Annotated in this window: 5 protein-coding genes and 1 pseudogene; 3 read left to right on the top strand and 3 right to left on the bottom strand. The window is 64.1% G+C overall.

Going from position 1 to position 6,000, the window contains the following annotated elements:
* Window positions 1–85 precede the first annotated feature (85 nt).
* The 3 genes and pseudogenes from TX80_RS19720 to TX80_RS08185 form a co-directional block, all read left to right on the top strand.
* Window positions 86–285, top strand: a pseudogene (locus TX80_RS19720) (hypothetical protein); the annotation flags it as partial.
* Window positions 286–570: 285 nt separating this feature from the next.
* Window positions 571–1,542 carry a S49 family peptidase gene (locus TX80_RS08190; protein ID WP_049922625.1) on the top strand — a complete coding sequence of 324 codons (972 nt, stop codon included), beginning with the start codon at window positions 571–573 and terminating at the stop codon, window positions 1,540–1,542.
* The gene (locus TX80_RS08185) at window positions 1,539–2,642 is read left to right on the top strand and encodes a DUF4350 domain-containing protein (RefSeq protein ID WP_195893053.1); all 1,104 of its coding nucleotides are present in this window, start codon (window positions 1,539–1,541) and stop codon (window positions 2,640–2,642) included. The genes TX80_RS08190 and TX80_RS08185 overlap by 4 nt, the downstream gene beginning before the upstream one ends.
* Window positions 2,643–2,713: 71 nt before the next feature.
* Here TX80_RS08185 and cofG read toward each other — a convergent pair whose 3' ends face one another.
* The 3 genes from cofG to TX80_RS08170 form a co-directional block, all read right to left on the bottom strand.
* A complete protein-coding gene (gene cofG / locus TX80_RS08180; RefSeq protein WP_049922624.1) occupies window positions 2,714–3,853 on the bottom strand; it encodes a 7,8-didemethyl-8-hydroxy-5-deazariboflavin synthase subunit CofG in 1,140 nt (379 codons plus the stop codon).
* Window positions 3,854–3,905: 52 nt separating this feature from the next.
* Window positions 3,906–4,529 carry a 2-phospho-L-lactate guanylyltransferase gene (cofC, locus tag TX80_RS08175; protein WP_049922623.1) on the bottom strand — a complete coding sequence of 208 codons (624 nt, stop codon included), beginning with the start codon at window positions 4,527–4,529 and terminating at the stop codon, window positions 3,906–3,908.
* A gap of 150 nt (window positions 4,530–4,679) precedes the next feature.
* Window positions 4,680–5,858: a tubulin/FtsZ family protein gene (locus tag TX80_RS08170; protein ID WP_049922622.1), complete on the bottom strand. Its 1,179-nt coding sequence runs from the start codon at window positions 5,856–5,858 to the stop codon at window positions 4,680–4,682.
* Window positions 5,859–6,000: the final 142 nt, after the last annotated feature.

Here is a 6,000-nt window from a genome sequence, read left to right as displayed (position 1 = left end):
GTGCCCCCATTCCGTTGGGAAGCCACACGTCCCCGTCCGATTTTCACCCCCGCGTTGCTCCGTGAGGACGGAGCCGCCGCCTCCCAATGGTGATCGCGGGGCGTTGACGGTGTACGACTGTGGCGTCGCACAGAAGCCGCCTCGAGCACAACTGCTTGGCACCTCGAGTCGGTCGACGCGAACGCCGAGATCGAATCGACGCCGACCGGCCGGATCGTAACGTTGCAGACACAGGCGACGCTCGAGAAAGCCCAGCCGGATCGCTACCGGATCGGAACGTCGTGATCGCGGTCGAACGGCGGGCTGGATCGAGTCGCTCGGCGGTGTGTTCGACGACGGCTGCAGCAATGACGCCGTCGAAATTCATCTCGTAGTTTCACGGCCGGAAAACGCCCGTCGATCTCTTTTATGGGGGTCCGAGAACGTTCGACTGTCGAGCGATAGTACCGAGCCGCCTGGGGGAGATCAACGCCATCGTCCGACCCTAATAGTGCCTAGTATATCATAATACACCTAAATGATAATAGAATACTTTTTATATCAATGGTCGTGACTATCGGTTGTACGAATATGGCAAGACCGTTGACTACTCTCCGAGATATGCTCGGGACGATCGCACAGTCGTACGTGACGATCGTCGTCGTTGCTCTCCTCGTTGGAGCCGCGTTCGCTCCGATCGCATGGGGGACGACGAGCGGCCCCGACGGCACCGTCGCCGTCATCGAGCTGAACAGCGGGATCAACGAACGAGTTGCCGACGAGGTCATCGACGACCTCCGTGAGGCACGTGAGAACGAATCGATCAACGCGGTCGTTCTGGAGGTCGACAGTCCGGGCGGTGGCGTGACCGCAAGCGAAAGCCTCTATCTCGCGGTCGAGCGGACGGCCGAAGAGATGCCGGTCGTTACGAGCATCCAATCGGTCGGTGCCTCGGGTGGCTACTACATGAGCGTTCCAAGCGACGAGATCTACGTCAACCCGAGTTCGACGGTCGGTAGCGTCGGCGTGCGTGCGACGTACATCGATCCTCCGACCCGAGACGAACAGATCACGACCGGACCGGACAAGGCCGGCGGCACCAAAGAACAGGTCAAACAACAGGTCGAACAGATGAAACAGATGTTCGTCGGGTCGGTGATGGAACACCGGGGCGACGAGCTGGAACTCTCCGAGACCGAACTCAGCTACGCGAAAACGTACACCGGCGTCGAGAGCGTCGAAAACGGGCTCACCGACGAAGTCGGAGATACCGAGGTCGCGATCGGAGCGGCTGCCGACATGGCCGGCCTCAACGACTACGAAACCGTCGAGATGGATCGCGACGCAATGGTGTCACCGCTGCTAGGGATGGAATCGACAGCGGACGATTCGGAACGGGGTCCGGACGGCCATCCGCAAACCTACGGTGACTACGGCAGCGTCAACACCCCTGCGTTCCTTGCAGTCTGGGGAACCGTCGACGGAGAGACGGTCATCGAGACGAGTCGCCCGTCCGAGACGCCAGCACCGACCACGCCGGCCACAGGAGGTGAAGCGCCATGAACGGCGACGAGATCCGTTCGCGAGTGATGGTGTTCGTCGCGGTCATCCTCGTCACGGTAGCCGCGACCGCGGCGGCAGGTGTGATCACTAATCAGGGGACGACCGCGCGGCCGACGGTCGATCAGGACCACTTCCAGCCCGGCGCAGTCGAGACGCCGACACTCGAGCGCGGCGGCGAGATCACTATCGACGACGGCACCGGATCGAAGACCGTCGCCATCGACGTCGCCCACGGCAACGACGTGTCGACGGCGGACCTGCAACCGGTCGTCTCGGCGCTGACCGCCGCAGGACACTCCGTCACGTACCACGAGACCGAAGACCGAATGACGACCGAACCCAACCAGCGAGCAACCGATCTCGCCGACACGCTTCAGGACGCCGATGCGCTGATCGTCGTCGAGCCACGGATGCGGTATACGGCCGCCGAAGCGGAGGTCGTCGACGAGTTCGCCAGCGCCGGCGGGCGAGTTCTGTTCGCGGCCGGTCCCGACACCGGCGGGATGTCCGTGCCCGCCATGGGTCCGTTCGGCGCAGCGGCACCGTCGGAGATGAACGACGGTGAATTCGCGTCGGTGACCTCGCCGCTCGGTATCGCCTACGATACCGGCTACCTCTACAACATGGCGGAGTACGAACACAACTTCCGGACGATCCCCGCCACACCGGCGACCGGAGATTCGATTACCGACGGCGTCGACCGGGCCGTCTTCGAGGCTCCGACCCCGGTGGCGACGGCAGGATCGACCCTGCTCACGACCAGCGCGACGACCGAACACTCCGAGAACCGCGAAGCCGGCGAGTACGGCGTCGTCGCCAGACACGGCAACGCGGTCGCCGTCGGCGACACCGGATTCATGACCACCGAGAACCACAACGTCGCCGATAACGACGTTCTCATCGGGAACCTCCTCGAGTTCCTCGTGACCGGTAACAAGTCCCCGAACGCGCCAAGCGCCCCGGGTGCTGACGACGGCGGCTCCGAGACCGGATCGGCGACGATGCCCGTCCAGCCGCCCGAACAGCCGGACGACACGAACGCCTCGGAAGACGCCGAGGGGGCGGACGACGCCGAGGAATCCGACGACGCCGACGAATAACTCGCTCCCCTTTCGATTTCAGAACCCGTCCAGCGACACGATCACGACGACTTCGTCGGACCGATCAGTTTTCAGTAGCCGTCCGATTCGAGCACGGTTCGATATCGGCATCCGGCCTCGTCGTCGGCTACCAGCGCCGCCCGGATCGGCGGCGAAATCCATTGGCCGTCCGACGCTGGAACCCCATCGAACCCGTCGGGCCGCAGCGATTGCGGCAGGAACCGCTCGTAGACCGGCAGCCGTTCGTGAAGCGGGACGGCCGCGCTGTCGGCGATCTCCTCGAGTTCCCGAAGCGCCGGCCATTCGTAGTCGGGATTGATGTGGTCGTCGGTGACCGGCGAGACGCCGCCGAGATCGTCGACGCCGCAGTCGATCAGTTTACGCGCGGGTGCGAGGTTAGGAGGGACCTGCACCGACACCGCTTCGGGCAGGGCGACCCGGGCCATCGCGGTCACCCGGCGCATCGTCTCGAGATCGGGCGTGCCGCCGGACCAGCGTTCGTTGTTCACGACCGGCTGGACGATCACTTCCTGAACGTGATCGTACCGGTCGTGGAGGTCCCGGATCGCGAGCAGGCTCTCGGCCCGGTCGCGCCAGGTCTCGCCGACGCCGACGAGGATACCGGTCGTGAAAGCGACGTCGAGTTCGCCGGCGTTCCGGATGGTTCGCAGGCGCTGGCCGGGGACCTTCCGTCGTGGCCCCGCGTGAGCATCGACGTCGGCCGTCGTCTCGAGCATCACGCCCATGCTGGCGTTGACGTCCGCGACGGTTTCCATCTGCTCGCGCGTCTGGTCGCCGGGGTTTGCATGCGGGAGGAGTCCTTCCTCCAGAGCGACTTCACAGGCCTCCCGCAAGTAGGTGTGGATCGAATCGTGGCCCCACTCCGCCAACTGATCGTGGATCTCGGTGTAGCGGTCGTCGGGATCGTCGCCGAAGGTAAACAGCGCCTCCGTACAGCCGGCGTCGGCACCCGAACGACAGATCTCCCGGATCTCCTCGAGCGAGAGCAGCGAGGCCTGGCCCGGAGGGTCGAAGTACGTACAGTAGGTACACGTGTATCGACACGCCGTCGTCAGCGGCACGAACACGTTGCGTGCGAACGTCAGCGACGACGGTGCCTCGACGTCTGCCGGCGTGACCTCGAGCAGTTCGTCGACGGCCGCCTCGTCGATCGCGACGTCGACGCCGTACTCGCTCGCCCCGGGAATCATTACCTCGGTGTGTCGTCGCTGCGCACATAAGCGCTTCACTTCGAAAACGCGGTCAGTGACGCGTGACGTCGACCCGGCCGCCCGTCTCCTCGAGTTCGAAACCGAACTCCCGGAGGCAGGCGGGTGCGCGGTCGCCGCCGTGGATCAGAACCTCGACGAGATCGGACGGCTCGTCGATATCGGTCGCCAGTCGAAACGAGTCGATCGTCACGAGATCCGCCCCGATGTCACGGGCGGTTTCGCGGTGGTCGAGATACGACGTTCCGTGATAGTCCACCCGAAACGCCGGGTCGCGGGCTACGAGCGCGTTCGTTCCGCCGCCACGTCCCGGCGCGATCGCGACCCCAGCGTCGGTATTGAAAAGTCGCTCGAGCGCCGCCGGCGTCGCCAGCGCGAGATCCGCCATAACGACCGCGACCGACTCGTCCGCCGCCGCGAGAACGGCGTTGACCGCCTCGGTAAGCGGCGCGTCGTCGACGGAGACGGATCCCGAAACGTCGTCACCGAACTCGATCGGTGCCGTCGACAGCACCGTCGGCTCGTGACCCGTCTCGGCGATCGCATCGAGGACGTCCTCGAGCATGGCTCGAGCGAACGCCGAGCGCTCGGCCGGCGCGAGCCGGGATGCGAGACGGGTTTTGGGTGTGTCGGCGGCGAACGGAACGACGATCTGCATCTGTCGGAGATAGCGGGCTAGCGCTCAAAAGAACGTCGAATCGACGTGTTTCCGGACGTCCGGAACGTCCGGCGATCGGTGCGTCGCTCGTGCCCCCCGACACGCTCTCGCTCGTGTATCGCCGCGGCGACGGTCGAAAACGGACGTTGGCTAGAACAGCGGCTCGAGTTCGTCCTCGTCGTCCTCGACGAGTTCCTCGAGGTTCTCCTCGCTTTCGGCCTGGATGTCGTCGATGTTGTCCTGGGCCTCGATGGCGACCTGCTGGAGGCGCTTGATCCGCGGGACGTTGGTCACGCCCGACAGCAGGATGGCCGCGGCGACCTCCGGCTCCTCGAGCGGATAGTCGCCGCCACGGACTTCCATGCTCCCGGTTTCCTCTTCGAGCCACTTGCGCCCGCGCTCGATCCCTTTCCGGTTCAGATACTCGGAGGGTCCGGCGAGAACGAGTAGAGCGCGTTCGGTGCCTTCGATCTCGCAGGGGAGGGTCAGTCGGCCGAGCGCGGCTTTGCGGACGAGGCTCGTAATGCGGTTCGTGGTGTTTGCGGCATCGAGGTTGGAGTCGCCGCCGTCGTCGCCGGTAAACCGCGAGAGGAGGCCGCCGCCCGTGTTCAGTTCGACCTCCTCGCTTGCGAAGCCGACGGTCGAGACGCCGCCGCCGGAGAGGGTGTTGATGATCTCCGAGGAGTCGACGACGCTCTCTGCGACCTCCTGATCGCCGGCGACCTCACCGGCACCGAACAGGATACCGAACCGGCGAACGATCTCCTCGTTGATCTTCTCGTAGCCGCCTTCGACGGACTCGCCGGTCTGTCGCCACGAGTCGTTGTCGAAGACCATCAGGTTGTCCACTTCGCGGACGAACGTCTGGAACGATCGCGCCGCGTTGAGCGTGTAGATACCACCTTCGTCCGTCCCCGGGAGAATACCGAGACCGTAGACGGGAATCGTGTAGATTCGCTTGAGGTGTTTCGCGAGGACCGGTGCGCCACCGGATCCGGTACCGCCACCCATGCCGGCGACGATCAGGAACGCGTCGACCTCGTGGGTCGGGATCGAATCGATCGCGTTCTGGACCTCGTCGATGTCCTCTTCGGCGATTTCCGCGCCGAGTTCGTTATCCGCACCAACGCCGTGGCCCTTTACTCGGGCCTGACCGATGAGAACGCGGTTCTCCTGTGGGATCCGCTCGAGACCCATCAGGTCCGCTTTAGCGGAGTTTACCGCAATCGCCGCGCGGACGATTCCGCTGTTGGTCCGATCGTCGTAATCGAGGAATCGATCGACGATTTTACCACCGGCCTGTCCGAATCCGATCATCGCCAGCTTCATTGTTTGTCAGGGGGCTCCGTTGAATTGGACCAGTGCGATCAAGACTATAAGTCTTTCCATGATGTGAATTTCTCGCATAATTCTATATTATCCGAAACCAATAGACAGCACCGATCTCCGCGTGAATATCCTCGCCGACTGG

The organism is Halopiger djelfimassiliensis, from assembly GCF_000455365.1.
GTDB classification, from domain to species: Archaea; Halobacteriota; Halobacteria; order Halobacteriales; family Natrialbaceae; genus Halopiger_B; species Halopiger_B djelfimassiliensis.
This window is presented reverse-complemented; position numbering and strand designations above follow the sequence as displayed.